The organism is Methylobacterium sp. 285MFTsu5.1 (assembly GCF_000383455.1).
Taxonomy (GTDB): Bacteria; Pseudomonadota; Alphaproteobacteria; order Rhizobiales; family Beijerinckiaceae; genus Methylobacterium.
Genome location: NZ_KB911294.1, coordinates 19,680 through 33,771 on the forward strand (window position 1 = coordinate 19,680; position 14,092 = coordinate 33,771).

The 14,092-nt window shown below is 74.0% G+C and carries 14 protein-coding genes; 5 read left to right on the forward strand and 9 right to left on the reverse strand.

The features are described 5' to 3' along the window. Window positions 1-522: 522 nt before the first annotated feature. From H288_RS0126015 to H288_RS0126025, 3 genes are all read left to right on the forward strand, one after another. Window positions 523-1,617, forward strand: coding sequence for a replication protein RepA (locus H288_RS0126015; protein ID WP_020095509.1), 1,095 nt, complete (start codon window positions 523-525; stop codon window positions 1,615-1,617). 122 nt (window positions 1,618-1,739) lie between these two features. Beyond that, the gene (locus tag H288_RS0126020) at window positions 1,740-2,399 is read left to right on the forward strand and encodes a hypothetical protein (RefSeq protein ID WP_020095510.1); all 660 of its coding nucleotides are present in this window, start codon (window positions 1,740-1,742) and stop codon (window positions 2,397-2,399) included. A 165-nt stretch (window positions 2,400-2,564) separates the two neighbouring features. After that, a complete protein-coding gene (locus tag H288_RS0126025) occupies window positions 2,565-2,780 on the forward strand; it encodes a hypothetical protein (protein ID WP_020095511.1) in 216 nt (71 codons plus the stop codon). 41 nt (window positions 2,781-2,821) lie between these two features. Here the strand turns inward: H288_RS0126025 and H288_RS0126030 are convergent, their stop codons facing one another. The 7 genes from H288_RS0126030 to H288_RS0126060 form a co-directional block, all read right to left on the reverse strand. After that, a complete protein-coding gene (locus tag H288_RS0126030) occupies window positions 2,822-3,196 on the reverse strand; it encodes a hypothetical protein (RefSeq protein ID WP_026605302.1) in 375 nt (124 codons plus the stop codon). 366 nt (window positions 3,197-3,562) lie between these two features. Continuing rightward, a complete protein-coding gene (locus H288_RS0126035) occupies window positions 3,563-5,143 on the reverse strand; it encodes a SulP family inorganic anion transporter (protein WP_020095512.1) in 1,581 nt (526 codons plus the stop codon). Window positions 5,144-5,145: 2 nt separating this feature from the next. Beyond that, a complete protein-coding gene (locus H288_RS0126040) occupies window positions 5,146-5,823 on the reverse strand; it encodes a carbonic anhydrase (protein WP_020095513.1) in 678 nt (225 codons plus the stop codon). A gap of 168 nt (window positions 5,824-5,991) precedes the next feature. Further along, a complete protein-coding gene (locus tag H288_RS0126045; RefSeq protein ID WP_020095514.1) occupies window positions 5,992-6,345 on the reverse strand; it encodes a hypothetical protein in 354 nt (117 codons plus the stop codon). 350 nt (window positions 6,346-6,695) lie between these two features. Further along, the gene (locus H288_RS0126050) at window positions 6,696-8,621 is read right to left on the reverse strand and encodes a sensor histidine kinase (protein WP_020095515.1); all 1,926 of its coding nucleotides are present in this window, start codon (window positions 8,619-8,621) and stop codon (window positions 6,696-6,698) included. A 189-nt stretch (window positions 8,622-8,810) separates the two neighbouring features. Continuing rightward, complete coding sequence (locus H288_RS0126055; protein ID WP_020095516.1) at window positions 8,811-9,677, reverse strand: alpha/beta hydrolase; 867 nt, start codon at window positions 9,675-9,677, stop codon at window positions 8,811-8,813. Between the two features lie 67 nt (window positions 9,678-9,744). Beyond that, a complete protein-coding gene (locus H288_RS0126060; protein WP_020095517.1) occupies window positions 9,745-10,095 on the reverse strand; it encodes a hypothetical protein in 351 nt (116 codons plus the stop codon). A gap of 261 nt (window positions 10,096-10,356) precedes the next feature. Here H288_RS0126060 and argE point away from each other — a divergent pair, with 261 nt between their 5' ends. Further along, a complete protein-coding gene (gene argE, locus H288_RS0126065) occupies window positions 10,357-11,589 on the forward strand; it encodes an acetylornithine deacetylase (protein WP_020095518.1) in 1,233 nt (410 codons plus the stop codon). A 77-nt stretch (window positions 11,590-11,666) separates the two neighbouring features. On the opposite strand, the gene H288_RS0126070 is transcribed toward argE, so the two are convergent. After that, a complete protein-coding gene (locus tag H288_RS0126070; protein WP_020095519.1) occupies window positions 11,667-12,539 on the reverse strand; it encodes a glycosyltransferase family 2 protein in 873 nt (290 codons plus the stop codon). A 394-nt stretch (window positions 12,540-12,933) separates the two neighbouring features. Here H288_RS0126070 and H288_RS0126080 point away from each other — a divergent pair, with 394 nt between their 5' ends. Next, a complete protein-coding gene (locus H288_RS0126080) occupies window positions 12,934-13,407 on the forward strand; it encodes a DoxX family membrane protein (protein WP_020095520.1) in 474 nt (157 codons plus the stop codon). Window positions 13,408-13,458: 51 nt separating this feature from the next. Here H288_RS0126080 and H288_RS0126085 read toward each other — a convergent pair whose 3' ends face one another. After that, window positions 13,459-14,064, reverse strand: a complete 606-nt coding sequence (locus H288_RS0126085; RefSeq protein ID WP_020095521.1) for a glutathione S-transferase — start codon at window positions 14,062-14,064, stop codon at window positions 13,459-13,461. Window positions 14,065-14,092 lie beyond the last annotated feature (28 nt).

Here is a 14,092-nt window from a genome sequence, read left to right on the forward strand (position 1 = left end):
GCAGTAGGAAGATTATCTGGACGAATCTCTCAGAGAGTCAGTTCAGCAAGTTATATGGGGTGTCGAATTCCGCATCTGTGCCAAGGCCTTGGCCTGCATTCGCGCATTCGACTCTGCGCCGGCCCGCATCGGACTCTGCGTCGCGGCGTATCCGATTCTGCGCCCGGACGGCCGGTCGGCGTATCGGAATCTGCGCGGCGGCGTATCCGATTCGGCGCGAATCCGGGCCCGGAGCGGTGAATAACGGGGACGGACATCGAGCGGTCCCGCGTATCGGACTCTGCGTGGGATCGCCGGGAGAGGGGGTCCCGTATCGAACTCTGCGCGTGCCGGCCCGGGAGCCGGCCGTGAAGGGAGCAGTGTCGGCCCGCTTTCGGGCGTATCCCCGCGACCGGGGAAGCGTGGATAGCCGGGACAAGGCCGATCGGACGGGGGCCGCGGCGGGCGAATCGTGGCATGGCAGGATCGGGCCGTCCGTCCGCCTGGCGGATCGACGGCCCGTGTACCGCGGGCCGAGGGGCGATGAGCATCGAGGAGAAGATCGCCGGGATCCACGACTCGGACCTGCGGGCCGAGATCGAGGCGGCGCGCGGCGGCTTCCTGTTCGCGCAGATCGTCGAGCACGTCCTGCACCGTCAGCGCGAGCGCGACGCACAGGCCGCCCTCCTGGGGGAGGAGGAGAGCCGCCGGGCCGGGCTGTCCCGCGACCAGCGCCGCCGCGACGCGGTGCGCCTCGTGATCGAGAACGAGCCGGCCGTCCCGTCGAGCCTCCAGCACATCCACTCGGTCCTGGCGCTGTGCGGCCTGCCCTACCGGGACCCCGGGCCGGTGCGGGAATTCTCCCGCAGCTACGGCCGCAACTCGCTCAACCTGATCGCCGGCCGGATCAAGGACCCGGAGACCGGCGCCTTCGAGCCCCAGGGGCTGCCCTACGGCCCGAAGGCCCGGCTGGTCCTGCTGCACCTCTGCACCGAGGCCGTGCGCCAGCGCAGCCCCACCGTGAAGGTGGCCGAGACCCTGTCGGGCTTCATGCGGGAGATGGGCTTCGCGGTCACGGGGGGCGAGCGGGGCACCATCCGCCAGTTCAAGGAGCAGCTGAACCGGCTGGCCGCCTGCTCCATGCAGATCGGCCTCTGGGACGGGCGCGACAGCGCGACCACCCTCAACGTCCCGCCGTTCCGCAGCCTCGAACTGTGGCGCCCCCGCGCCGGGGAGGGGGACGACGAGGCCGGCCGCACGGTGCGCTTCGATCCCGAATTCTACGAGACCCTGATCCGGCACGCCCTGCCGGTGGACCTGCGGGCGGCCCGGGCCTTCTCGGGCTCGGCGCGCAAGCTCGACCTGCTGTTCTGGACCGGCTACCGCCTGCGGTCCCTGCAGCGGCCGCTCCGCCTGACCTGGGCCAACCTCCACGCGCAGTTCGGGGCCGAGAACGCCTCGATCCGCAGCTTCCGCCAGGCGTTCAAGGCCGATCTCGCGCATCTGCGCGAGGTGTTTCCGCGGCTGCCGCTGGTGCTCGACGACGGCGGGCTGACCCTGCACCCGGCCGATCCCAGCACGCTGCTCGTGCCGCCTCGCCCTGCGGCTAAGGGAATACGGAAACGCCTCAAGGAATAGAACAGGGATCGCTGCCTCTCATTCCCTCAGGGAATGGCTGCCTGACGGAATATGTGACGGTGGCTATTCCCTGAATGGCGCGGAATGAGATATGTGTTCCGTCCGCCTGGAAGGAACATCACGTGGCCCTGTCGGATTCCGAGATCGCGGCGCGGCTCGCCGCGCTGCGACGCCAGCGCGAGGCGCTCGATCGGGAGATCGCCGATCTCGTCCTCTACCAGGAGCTCGGCCGCCGGTTGGCGGCCGGTGGAGCGGACGCGCGGCCGGACCCGGCCCCGAAGCCCGAACCGCCGGCAGGGCCACGCCGAGACCCGGCCGACGAGCCGCCGCGGGGGCGGGACGTACGGGACGTCCTAGAGGCCCGGTCCGGATCGCTTGCCGACGCGGCGGGCGCGGCCCCCGGGCACTGGGGCGCGCGGGCCGGTCCGGCGGCGCGGTCCGCGGGGGCGCCCGGTCCCGTCGGCGCCGCCGGACCGATCCCGCCGGCGATCGCCTTCACGGAGGACGCAGCCGGCGCCCGCCGCTACGGCCGGGCCGTGGTGCAGGCGGCCTGCGCGGCGATCGCGCGGGCGGGCCGGCCGCTGCACGCGGCCGAGATCCTGGAGGTGCTCGCCGGGCAGGGCTTCACCCTTCCCGGCCGGGATCCGGTGGCGGCCCTGAACACGCGCCTGTGGAAGCGGTCCGGGCCGGGCGGCCCCCTGAACCGGGTCGCCGAGGCCACCTACGCCCTGGCATCCATCCCGGGATCCGCCCCGGCATGGCCGGGGCCGGAGCCCGCCTGAGGGGCGCCGGTCACGAAGACGTGAGGCCGGACCCCGCCGGCTCCCCCATATTGGGGGGGCGCCGCGACGGGCGATCTGCTTGGCTGCGCGCCGGCAGACGGCGTCCCGGCCGGGGAGGACGTGCATGGACAGGATCGGCCGTGATCGGATGATCGGGCGGGCGCGATGACCGCGGCGCTCGCCGCGCCGGCCACGCAGGTCTGCGCCTTCATGCTCGGCTGCGCGCTGATCCACGTCGCCCGCGCCCACGCCGATCTGATCACGCGGCTCCTCGCCGTCACGGCGGTCGGCGCGGCCGTGCTGGTGCTTCTCGTCGCGTCCCTCGACTACGCGCCGGAAGGCGGAATCTTCGACGAGGTCACCGTCTACGCGGCCTCCTGATCCGGCCGCCCGATCCGGCCGCTTGGCCCATCAGGGGCCGCTCAGTTGACCAGGCAGAAGCCCTGACCGGTGCCGATCCGGCGCTCCTGCGCGCACCAGGGCTTGGACGCGCCGGGGCCGGTCGCCGGGACCTTCAGGCTGGCGGTCGTCTGCGCGGGGTCGGCGGCGGTGCCGCGGAGGGTGAGGCCGCCGAGGGGCACCCGGCCGGGCGCGGGCCGGAGCGCGACCGGATCGGGGCCGGCCTCCGCTCGCGATCCCGGCGCGACCGCGCCGTCCGGTGCCGGGAGCGCGGGGCTCGCCGCCACCGGCTGCACCGGGTCAGGCGGGCTCAGGGTCGCGAGGCCGGGCATGTCCTGCGCCGCCGCGGCGCCGCACAGGACCAGGCAGGCGGCCGAGGCCGCGAGGAACCTGATCATCGACGAAGCTCCTGACGAGAACCATTCCGCCGGCCGGTCCCGCGGGCCGGACCTGCCGTGAGGCTGAGTCTGGCCTCCCGCTCGTTAAAGGGGCGCGAAGATTCAGGATTAACCGGTTTTGAAGATCGCCGTCTCCCCGGAGGCGGACAGCCTTGACGGCCCGCGCGGCGGGCCGCCGTCGTCCGGGAATGGAGGCCCGGCGACCGGGTGCGGACGCGGCGCGGAGCCGCTCCCGATCGCGCCGGGAACGGCTCCGCGCCGTCGTTTCGGGCCGTCGGTTCGGGCCGTGTCGCCGCGAACCGCCCCGGGTGGGCGGCGCGCCCTCCGCCCGACGGGTCTCGCCGCCGGCGGAGGGCGCCAGGGTCCTCAGTGCGCCGGGGCCGCCACCGCGGCGGCGAGCCGGTCGTGCGGGACACCCGACCCGCCCACCACCGCGATCCGGCTGCCGCCGGCGCTGCGCCGGCTCGCCCAGTCGCCGATCATCTCCAGGCAGGTGTGGTCGATGGCCGCGAGGTTGTCGGTGGCGAGGCGGACCTCGCCGCCCGCGGGGGTCCGCTCCAGGGCCGCCGTGAGGCTCGGCAGCTGCAGGAAGGTCGCCGCTCCCGACAGGCGCAGCTCCGGCACGCCGGGCACTTCGGGGGCCGCCGCGTGCTCGATCCGGAGCCGTCCCTTGCGCAGGCTCGGCAGGGCCTGGATCAGGCTCAGGGCGAGGCCGGTGAGCACCCCGGTGAGCAGGTCCACCGCCACCACGGTGGCCATCGTGGCGAGCCAGATCGCCGCGGTCAGCCAGCCGTAGCGGGCCTGCAGGTGCAGGGCGTGGGCCGGGCTCGCCAGCCGCCAGCCGGTGACCACCAGGATGCCGGCGAGGCTCGCGGTCGGCACCAGGGCCAGCAGCCAGGGCAGCACCAGCAGGAACGCCAGGATCCAGGTCCCGTGCATCACCGTGGCGGCGCGGCTGACGGCGCCCGCCTGCACGTTGGCCGAGGAGCGCACGATCACCCCGGTCATCGGCAGCGCGCCGGCGAGCCCGCAGATCAGGTTGCCGATGCCCTGCGCGCCGAGTTCCCGGTTGAACTGGGTGCGGGGACCGTCGTGCATCCGGTCGACGGCGGCCGCCGAGAGCAGGCTCTCGGCGCTGGCGATCACCGCGATCACCAGGGCCATGACCAGGATCTCGGCCTCGGCGAGGCGCGCCCAGGATTCGGCCGCCGGCAGGGCGAGGCCGGAGAACAGGGCCTCCGGCACCGCCACGCGCTTGACGGCGAGATCCCCGAATCCCGCCACGAGGCTGCCCGCCAGCACGCCGACGAGCGCCCCGGGCAGGAGCCGGAGCCGCGCCGGGCGCAGCCGCTCCCAGGCGATCATCGCCGCGATGGTGATCCCGCCGACGATCACGGCCCCGGTGCGGTCGCCCGTGCCGCTGACGAAGTTGAAGAACGCGGCCGGGATCGCCACGAGGTTGTCGAGGCCGCTCGCCCGGGGGAGGGCGTCGGTCAGGACGTGGATCTGGGCCAGCACGATCAGGATCCCGATGCCGGCCAGCATGCCGTGCACCACGGCCGGCGAGATCGCCCGGAACCAGCCGCCGACCCGCAGGGCGCCGGCGACGAGCTGGACGAGGCCCGCCACCACCAGGACGGGACCCAGGGCGTCGAGACCGTGCGCCTGCACGAACCCGTAGACGATCACGGCGAGCCCGGCGGCGGGCCCGCTGACCTGGAGCGGCGAGCCGGCGAGGAGGCCGACCACGATGCCGCCGACGATGCCGGTGATGAGGCCGCGCTCCGGCGGCACGCCGGACGCGATGGCGATGCCCATGCACAGGGGCAGCGCCACCAGGAAGACCACCACGGAGGCGGGCAGGTCCCGGGCGAGGCTCGCCCGGACGGCGCCGTCCGGGGCGAGGGCGCTCTGCAGGCTCGTGGTCAGGCGGCCGGGGGCGCGCATGGTCAGGCCGCCTGCAGGCGGCTGCTGGCGGAGGAATCCTGCGCCACGGGCATGTCGGCCCCGGCGATCGGCCGGAATTGCCCGCTCGCGCCGTCGTAGGCCAGGAGGGCACCGGTCTCGATCTCGAAGAACCAGCCGTGCAGCCGCAGGGATCCCTTGGCCAGGGCGGCGGCGACGCTCGGATGGGTGCGCAGATTGGCGAGCTGGACCACCACGTTCTCCAGGGCCAGGGCGTGGTGGCGGGCCTGGGCGTCCATCCCCTCGGGATAGGCCTCGCAGACGATCCGCTCGGCGGCCTCGGCGTGGCGCAACCAGGCCGCGACGCTGGGCATCCGCTTGAGCAGGTCCCGGTTCATCAGCCCCTTCATGGCGCCGCAATCCGAGTGGCCGCAGACCACGATGTCGCGCACGCCGAGGGCCACCACGGCGTACTCGATTGCCGAGGAGACGCCGCCGACCACGTCGGAGGCCGGGGGCACGATGTTGCCGGCGTTGCGGCAGACGAACAGGTCTCCGGGTCCCGCCTGGGTGATGTGCTCGGGCGAGACCCGGGAATCCGCGCAGGCGATGATCAGCGCGCTCGGGTGCTGACCGTCGCGCACCAGCTGCTGGTACATCTGCCGCTGGCCGGGGAAGACGCTGCCCTGGAAGCTGGCGATGCCCTGGATGAGGTTGTTCATGAAGGGTCCCTGAGGCCGGGAGAACCGGAAGGCGAGAGCGGGGAAGGGCGATGCGCCGGAGCGCGCAGCGGTGTTCGGTCGGCTCCGCCCGGCCGGAGGGGCCGGGCGGCGGGTCTCGGTGTCGGGTGACGTGTCGGGTGTCGCGTCGGAGGCCCGGCCTCCGACGTCTCAGCGACGGACCCGGCGGCGCTCCGCGGTTCCGGAGGCCCAGTGCGGGTCGACGACCTGGCCGCGCGCCACGGTGGCCCCAGCCCTGTCGTGAACCATCGGCGCCCCGAGGAGCTGCCCGGACCCGGAGCGCTGCGAGTGCAGCGAGCGCGGGTCGTGGTGCGGGTCGTTGATGTAGGAGCTCATGTGGCCGCCGCCGGCAGCCTGCCGGCTCCCGCCGCCGCCTTCGCCCGCCTGCGCCGCCAGGGGCGCTCCGAGGATTCCGACCACGAGGCCGAGGGCGAGGCCGAAGGCGGGACCGGCCGCGTGGCCGCGAACCGGGAGATGTCGGGACTGGGTGCGGGACTGGATCATGACGTTTCCTCGCTGTTCGACTTGTGGCGAGGGACACCGCATCCCTGCCGATAAGTCGACCCTAGTCTACATTTTCGGAATAGCGTGTGCGCATCGGCACATTGTATCGACGAAAGCTTTAATCCGTGGCGTAAGTACTATCGTGTGCGTCCGCGCACGTCTTTGTCCATCTTGAGAGAGCGGCCGGGATTAAGGACAGATCTGGCGCCGACGGCGCGGAGCGTGTCCTTCCGGCGCGTGTCCTTCCGGCGCGTGTCCGCGGCGCGCAGGGCCGCGCGGCCGCCCTCGCACCGCGGACGCGCGCGCTGTCGGGTGCGGTCGGGACGACGGTCGCCCGGGCCGGAGCGGGGTCAGGCCCGTCCGGTGTGGAGACGCGCCGCGGGCAGGGGATTGGCCGCCACGTAGACGAGGCCGCCGGCCTCGTAGGTGAGGCTGGCGGTCCTGCCTCCGGCGAGGCCCCGCTCGAGCAGGCGGGTGCCGAACCCCTTCCGCGACGGCGAGACGACCGGCGGGCCGCCGCACTCGCGCCAGGTCAGCCGCAGGGTCTCGGTGTCGGGACCCGCCTCCACCGTCCAGGCCAGCGCGGCCCGCCCGCCCGGAACCGACAGGGCGCCGTGCTTGACCGCGTTGGTGCACAATTCGTGCAGGATCATCGTGAGCGCGAGGGCGCCCTCGGGCGGCAGCCGCAGGTCGGGGCCGTCCAGGGTGATGCGCGGGGTGTTCGCACCCGGAGCGTCCCGGTCCGCAGGGTCACGATCCGAAGTCTCCCGACCGGAGGAATCCCGGTTCGACGGATCGCCGCCCACGGGGTCCGGACCCAGGAAGGGCCGCACCGCCTGGGCGGCGATGCCGCGCAGATCCGCGCTCGCCCAGCTCTCGCGGGTCAGGATGTCGTGGGCGCGCGACAGGGCGAGGAGCCGCGCCTCGAAGGCGTCGCGCCCGGCCGCCGCGCCGGCGCCCAGATTCTTCAGGCTCTGCGCCGCCATCGCCTGCACGGTGGCGAGGGTATTCTTCACCCGGTGATTGAGTTCGTCGATCAGCAGCCGGTGGGTCTCGGCGCGCCGGGCCCGCTCGTCCGCCGCCGCCGCGAGGGCGTCGGCGATCATCGCGCCCTCGCGCACGAGGGAGCGGGGCAGCGTCGGCAGGGGCTGGTCGCGGCCCAGGGTCTCGGCCGCGACCGCCAGATCCAGCAGGGGGCGGGCGATCAGGCCGGCGAGCAGCCACGCGAGCAGCGCCGCCGCGAGGGCCACCGCGCTGCCCGCCGCCAGGATGCCCCCGCGCAGGGCCGCCACCGAGATGAGGGCCCGGTCGGCCGTCTGCCGCACCACAACCTGCCAGCCGAGGCCCGGATAGTCGCGGTGGCCGGCCGTGGACGCGCGGGCGCTGAGATACGCGGCGCCGTCCGGCCAGGGGCCGACCCGGCTCGTGCCCTCCGGATCGAGGGGCCGGCCGCCCGCCAGGACCGAGCGGGGCAGGGGGGCGCCCTGCAGGGCGGGCGGCCCGAGGAGCACGGTGCCGTCGCGGGACAGGATCAGGATCTCGGCGCCCTGGCGGTGGCCCCGGAGGCCAGCCTCGAGGATGCGGGCCATGTCGCGCGCCCAGGTCCAGTCGAGATGGGCGGCCAGCACCCCGAGGACGCGGCCGTCCGTCGCCCGCACCGGCGCTGCGACGTCGAGGAGCCGCAGGGGCTCGCGCGCCGCCGCGCGCGCGGCGGCCTCGTCCGGGGGCATCAGCGCCTCGAGGAGCTTGGCCGGGTGCACGTCGCCCACGTAGGGGCCCGCGCGGCCGCCGCGGAAATAGTCGCGGCCGGAGACGTCGGCGCCCTCCAGGGCGCCGGTGCTGGTGACGGAGAAGCGCCCGTCGGCGTCGATCAGCCCGATGATCGAGTAGGCCGGGTAGGTCGCCTGGAGCCGCTCCATCACGGCGCGCTTGGCGGCCGTTCCGGTCCCGGGATCGCGCAGACTGTCCGAGGCGGCGGCGATCTGGATGTCGCGCCAGCGCTCGAACATCCCGATATCGAGGCCCCGGGCCATCTGACCGGCGATCTCGGCGAGCTGGCCGCCGACCTCCGCCTCGAGCCGTCGGGTCGCCTCGCGGCTCACCAGGGCGGCGAGCGTCAGGGTCGTCAGGAAGCCGAGCGTGCCGAAACCCAGGGCCAGCACGACGCGCAGCCGCGGCGCGCGCCACCGGTCACGCCATCCGCCGCGGCGGCCGGTCCGGTCCGCGGGGCCGGCGCAGGGCGCCGCAAGGGATTCCGATCGCGCGACCGCTTGCATCCGATCTCCCTGGGATCGGCCGGCTCCCGGTGGAGGGAGATCGTGCCCGCGATCCCGTCTCAGCACGCGGGGCAGGCCTCAGCAAGGCGGAAACGGGCCTCGGCGATGCAGAATTTCTATCGGGAGTTGCAAATCTGCACCCCGTCGTCCCCCGGCGTCTGGGTGCGGTCCGGGCTGCCGGCCGGGGCCTCAGTCCTCGAGAAGGGCGTGGGCCGCCCGGACCAGGAGCCCGCCCGGCCGGCGCAGGGCGTCGAGCACCGAGAAGTGCTCGGCCCCGGGGACCGGCAGCAGGGAGCCGGGGGCGTGGGCCGCCGCCCGCAGGGCGTGCAGGTTGCGGGCGTCGTGGATCAGCGCCGGCAGTTCGCGGGAGCCGTAGGCGATGCAGAGCGGCTTCGCGATCACCGGGAGCCGCAGGGGCGACAGGGTCTCGATCTCGCCGTCGGTGAGGCTCAGCTTGGCGTCCAGGGAGGTCTGGCGGATCGGCGCGAGGTCGTAGACGCCGGAGATCGCCAGACCCGCCGCCACCGCCGGATGGCCGAGCTGCATCGCGGTGAGCAGCCCGCCCGCCGACCAGCCCGACAGGATCAGGGGACCGCGGATCCCGCGCGCGGCCCCGTGGGCGGCCAGCCAGTCGAGGGCCGCGCCGATCTCCGCCACGATCCGGGAAAGGCTCGCCTCCGGCGCCAGGGTGTAGCCGACCATCGCCACCGACCAGCCGGCGGCGTTCGGGCCCTCCGCGAAGCAGGCGAACAGCTCCCGGGCGCCTCGCTGCCAGTAGCCCCCGTGGATGAAGACCAGGCAGGGCGCCGCCGCGTCCCGCGCCGGGTAGAGGTCGAGGGCGTTGCGGGCGCCGGGGCCGTAGGGCACGTCGAGGCCGGCCGGATGCGCCGCCCGATAGGCGGCCGAGGCCGCGTCCCGGGCGGCCACCTGGGCGGCGCTGTCGGCCACCGCGCGGGTGTTGTCGTAGCAGGCGTCCCGCGCCTCCTGCGCGAGGGTGTCCCAGCGGCGGCGCGGATCCGCGGGGGTCGGATCGTCCAGGCGGAACTCCAGCACCATCGTGTCCGTCTCGGGCCGCTGCGGTCGCCCGCACCATGGCAGGCGGCCGGGCCCGGGTCGAGGCGGTTCAGAAGCCGGGCGCGGCACCCGGGACGGTGCCGCCGTAGCCCCAGCCCGTGAGCGGCGGCGCCGCGACCCGCTCGCGCGTCGCCGGCGCGACCGTGCGGGCGAGGGGCCGGGGCCGCTGCCAGACCCGCCAGAGCGGCCGGTCGCGCGCCGCCATGCGGGCGAGGGTCAGGTCCATGTCGGAGGCCGCGCGGTGATGCGGTCGCCCGGCGTGGGGACCGGCCTGCCGGCGGGCCTCGGCCGGGGCGGCCAGCAGCGGGGCCGTCGGCAGGAGGAGCGTCGGCAAGAGGAGCGTCGACAAGAGGAGCGTCGACAGGAGGACGGCGAGGATCGGGGCGGGACCGGGACGCATGGTCGGGGCTCCGGGACGAGCGGGCCGAAGGGGCCCTACCCGGCGGCTACGCCCGAACGTCGTCCCGGTTCCGGAGCGGCGCCGGCCGGGCCGGGCATTGCCCTGGATCCCCGGAAGGCCGAGAACTCCGGCGGACTCCGCGCCCCTCCGAAACCGATTCGGGAGGGTCGGTGTGCCGGCCGCGGCCCGGCCAAGACCTGGCCAAGACCTAGCCAAGACCCAGCCAAGACCTCCCCACGGCCTCCCCACGACATGGGATCCATGACAGAGTCCGCACAGACCGCCACGCCGCGCCCCGGCACGCCCGATCCGGCGGCGCTGCTCGCCGCGCTCGTCGCCTTCGACACGGTGAGCGCCCGCTCGAACCTGCCTCTGATCGACTGGGCGGAGGCCTATTGCCGCGACCTCGGCGCCGCGGTGGAGCGGGTGCCGGATCCGACGGGCCGGAAGGCGGCGCTGCTGGTCAGCGTCGGACCGTACGAGACGCGCCCCGGCTACGTGCTCTCCGGCCACAGCGACGTGGTGCCGACCGACGGCCAGCCCTGGTCGTCGGACCCGTTCGTCCTGCGGGAGGAGGGCGGGCGGCTCTACGGGCGCGGCACCTCCGACATGAAGGGGTTCCTCGCGGTCTGCCTCGCGCTCCTGCCCGAGATGGTCGCGGCGGAACTCGCCACCCCGATCCACATCGCGATCTCGTACGACGAGGAGATCGGGTGCCTCGGCGTGCGCCCGCTGATCGCCCGGATGCTCGAGCGCGTGCCGCGGCCGCTCGGCTGCTTCGTGGGCGAGCCGACCGGAATGGACGTGGTGGTCGGCCACAAGGGCAAATCGGCCGCCCGCCTCACCTTCCGCGGCAAGGCCAGCCACTCGGCCCTGGCGCCCCAGGGGGTCAACGCGGTCGAGTACGCCGCCCGCTTCATCGAGCATGTCCGCCTGTCGGCGGAGGCCATCGCCCGGGACGGCGCCCGCGACGCGCTCTACGACGTGCCCCACACCACCGGCCTGTCGAGCGTGGTCCGGGGCGGATCGGCGCTCAACATCGTGCCCGACAGCTGCAGCGTCGAGTTCGAGTACCGGGCGATCGGCGCGGACGATGCCGCCGCGCTGGCGGCGTCCGCGATCGCCTACGCCACCGGGACGTTGGCGCCGCTGATGCGGGCCGGCGATCCGGCCTGCGGCGTCGCGGTCGAGCCGCTGATCGATTATCCGGGCCTCGACACCGATCCGGAGGCGGCGATCGTGACCCTGGCCAAGCGCCTCGCGGGCCGCAACGGCCACGCCAAGGTCTCGTACGGCACGGAGGGCGGGCTGTTCGAGCGGCTCGGCGGCGTGCCGGCCGTGGTGATCGGGCCGGGCTCGATCGCGCGCGCCCACCGGGCGGACGAGTACGTCACCCGGGACGAACTCGCGGCCTGCGCGGGCTTCGTGCGGCAGCTGATCGGCGCCTGCGTGACCGGCTCCGCGGCGGCGTCCCAGGGTGCGCTCCCGGGCTGAACCGGCCTCCGCGCCGGTCGGGCGCGCCGCCGGTCCGCGGAGCCTCCGCCGCGCGGCGCGATCTCACCAGGGCGATCTCACCAGGGGATGCGACCGAAGCGGTCGACCAGCCGCCGGTACTCGGCCTCGCTCTCGGCCCTCGACGTCCCGCCCTGGCCGACATCCGAGCTTCCGGAGCCCGGATGCACGAGGCGGCACACCAGCGGCAGGACGAAGCCGTGGCGCGCGAGCTGCACGTTGGGGCCGCCGAGCTGGAGGACGTTGGCGAGCCACGGGCGGACCAGGGAAGCATGCTGCAGCGTGACGGGCGCCGTCGCCTCGACGAGGTGGGCGCGGCGCAGGCCGGTCTCGGCGAGGCGGCCGAGCCACTCGTTGTCGTAGTGCCACTTCGCGGCCGGGCTGATCGCGCCGACCTGCGCGAAGGTCGTCCGCCGCATCAACCAGCCCGACGGCGTCGCGAAGTCGTTGATCCGCACCACCTCGCCGGCCTCGTCGGTCTCGAGCTGCGTCGAGGAGACGAAATCGAAGCGGTCCAGGGCGCGGACGGCGACGCCCAGATAGGGCGGCAGCCAGCGATCGTCGTCCTCGAGGAAGCCGACGAGGTCCCAGCTGTCGTCGACGGCGGCGATGGCGGCGTTCAGCGCGGGGATCTGGCCCTTGCGCGCGCCGCGCGCGAAGGTGACCTGCGGGTGCGCGGCGAGCCGTGCCGGGATCTCGGTCCCGGGATCGGTCCCGACGAAGAAGTGGATCGTCGCCGGCCGGTCGAGCTCCTGGGCGTTGGCGCTCGCGATCGCGTGCTCCAGGAAGTACGGGCCGGCCTCTCCGGCCAGGGTCGAGGGTTTGAGCCGCGACGGCGTGATGACGCGATTCGCATGGTCAAGGCTCGCCGGTTCTGCGGATACGGTTTGCGGTCCGGTTCCCCCGATCTGCGCGCCGTCACGCGTGATCACCGCGCGTCGACCGAGAGAGACTTGCAGAACTGGAGCCGAGACGGGACCGTGCCTGTCAAGTCTCGGACGATCGGTTCGGGTTGAGTTCAATAATGATCGAAAAAGTTTCGAGCTACTGTATACATCGAGATCGATCGATCGGCCGAAAATCGATCCGAAATTCCGGAAATTTCCGGTGTTCCATTATTTTCGCGAAACGGCTTGAATCATTGTTGCCGCGATGCCACCCTCGCTCGAAGAAGCGCGGCATGCCGGGCGGCAGAGCCCCTCCCGGCCGGCACCGGCCCGCCGCGGAGGAAACCTTCGCGCCGCTCGCGGCTTGGATCAGCGCCTTGGATCACCGCCTTGGATCAGCGGTCCGCACCGGGCCGGGTTGAGGGAGACCCTTCAGAGCATGGCCAGCCTCAGCGTCGCGATCACGTTCGGCGTCCGCCTGCTCCTCGTGCTGCTGTTCCTGCCGTTCAGCGCCCTCGACAAGATCCTGAACTTCAGGGGCGCGGTCGGGCAGGCGCGGCAGGCCGTGCACGCCACCGCGCCCGCGGCGGCGCTGATCCTGATCGGGCTCTGCGTCGAGATCGGGATGTCGCTGTGCATCCTGACCGGGACCGCCGACCGGGCCGCCGCCTTCGTGCTCGCCGGCTATTGCGGGGTGACGGCGCTGCTGTGGAAGCAGTTCTGGGTGCCGGGGGATTTCTGGGCCGGGGGCAGGGGCCGCGAGCTGTTCTGGGACTTCCTGAAGAACTTCGCGCTGGCGGGCGGCTTCCTGCTCATCACCTTCGGCACCGGCGCCGGGACGGTCCAGGACTTCCTCGCCGATCCGCTCGGATCGACCCATCCCTACGCGATCGCCGACCGGGCCCGGCCGTAGCGGGGCGCGGTCTGCGGGGCTCGATCTGCGGGGCTCGGCGCGGCGAGGCCCTCAGCCCTTCGGCACGGTGGCTTCCATGGACGGGCGGCCCTCGAACTCCGCGTACCAGGCGGCGACCGCCGGGCGGCCCTCCCGCCACGCGAGATCGGGGAAGCGCAGGTCCAGGTAGCCGAGCGCGCAGCCCAGCGCGACCGTGCCGATATCCAGCGCCGGCATCCCGCCGACCAGGCTCTCGAACCGGTCCAGCGCCGCGCGGACCTTGCCGACCTGACCGGCCTCCCAGGCGTCCCAGCGGTGGGGCTCGGGACGCAGCACCCGCTCGTAGCGGGTGAGCAGCGCCGCATCGAGCAGGCCGTCGGCGAGCGCCTGCCGGGTCAGCGCGTCCCAGCGGGCGGCGCCCTCGGGGAACAGGCGCGGGCCGGCGGAGAGGTTGTCGAGATACTCGCAGATCACCCGGCTGTCGTAGAGGGCTGTGCCGTCCTCCAGCACCAGGGCGGGGATCTTGCCCAGCGGATTGTGGGCGGCGACCTCCGCGGAGGGGCCGGTCGGCGAGGCCCCCGCGACGGTGACGGCGATCCGGTCGATCAGTCCCGTCTCGTGGGCGAGGACCAGCACCTTGCGGGCGTAGGGAGAGGCGGGGGAGTAGAGGAGCTTCATCGGACCGTCCCGGTTTGGTCTCAGGCGC

What these genes read in the sequence shown, in the direction of transcription:
- H288_RS0126045 (WP_020095514.1), bottom strand. Translation starts at nt 6,345, where the DNA reads ATGATCCAGTCCCGCACCCAGTCCCGACATCTCCCGGTTCGCGGCCAC.
- H288_RS0126025 (WP_020095511.1), top strand. Translation starts at nt 2,565, where the DNA reads ATGACCGCGGCGCTCGCCGCGCCGGCCACGCAGGTCTGCGCCTTCATG.
- H288_RS0126035 (WP_020095512.1), bottom strand. Translation starts at nt 5,143, where the DNA reads ATGCGCGCCCCCGGCCGCCTGACCACGAGCCTGCAGAGCGCCCTCGCC.
- argE (WP_020095518.1), top strand. Translation starts at nt 10,357, where the DNA reads ATGACAGAGTCCGCACAGACCGCCACGCCGCGCCCCGGCACGCCCGAT.
- H288_RS0126040 (WP_020095513.1), bottom strand. Translation starts at nt 5,823, where the DNA reads ATGAACAACCTCATCCAGGGCATCGCCAGCTTCCAGGGCAGCGTCTTC.
- H288_RS0126015 (WP_020095509.1), top strand. Translation starts at nt 523, where the DNA reads ATGAGCATCGAGGAGAAGATCGCCGGGATCCACGACTCGGACCTGCGG.
- H288_RS0126030 (WP_026605302.1), bottom strand. Translation starts at nt 3,196, where the DNA reads ATGATCAGGTTCCTCGCGGCCTCGGCCGCCTGCCTGGTCCTGTGCGGC.
- H288_RS0126080 (WP_020095520.1), top strand. Translation starts at nt 12,934, where the DNA reads ATGGCCAGCCTCAGCGTCGCGATCACGTTCGGCGTCCGCCTGCTCCTC.
- H288_RS0126060 (WP_020095517.1), bottom strand. Translation starts at nt 10,095, where the DNA reads ATGCGTCCCGGTCCCGCCCCGATCCTCGCCGTCCTCCTGTCGACGCTC.
- H288_RS0126055 (WP_020095516.1), bottom strand. Translation starts at nt 9,677, where the DNA reads ATGGTGCTGGAGTTCCGCCTGGACGATCCGACCCCCGCGGATCCGCGC.
- H288_RS0126050 (WP_020095515.1), bottom strand. Translation starts at nt 8,621, where the DNA reads ATGCAAGCGGTCGCGCGATCGGAATCCCTTGCGGCGCCCTGCGCCGGC.
- H288_RS0126085 (WP_020095521.1), bottom strand. Translation starts at nt 14,064, where the DNA reads ATGAAGCTCCTCTACTCCCCCGCCTCTCCCTACGCCCGCAAGGTGCTG.